General features: G+C 50.6%; 1 protein-coding gene. It reads right to left on the bottom strand.

Translation table 11 applies throughout. The features are described 5' to 3' along the window. Positions 1-218: DUF6988 family protein (locus MO867_RS23105; RefSeq protein ID WP_444875295.1), on the bottom strand; the 218-nt coding region annotated here is incomplete at its 3' end. Positions 219-235 lie beyond the last annotated feature (17 nt).

The following is a 235-nucleotide window of genomic DNA, read 5'->3' as shown; positions in this document are numbered from 1 at the left end:
AGGTTGTTAGCTCTAGTGGCCGTTTCCCGAGTCAGCTCACTAGTTAACTTCGATACCGCAATGTCGGAAGCCGCGTAGCGAAGCCACATAGCCCTGACTAGAGCTTCATATTGAAGACGTACGAGTCCAGTGGCAGAGGTTAAGTTACCGGCTGAAATCAGCATCTTCGCACTCTCAGCATGCTCAAAAGCGATACTACACATGACTCTGCTAGCCATGATCCTCTCCGAGTCAC

This window comes from Microbulbifer okhotskensis, from assembly GCF_023895975.1.
Taxonomy (GTDB): Bacteria; Pseudomonadota; Gammaproteobacteria; order Pseudomonadales; family Cellvibrionaceae; genus Microbulbifer; species Microbulbifer okhotskensis.
This window is presented reverse-complemented; position numbering and strand designations above follow the sequence as displayed.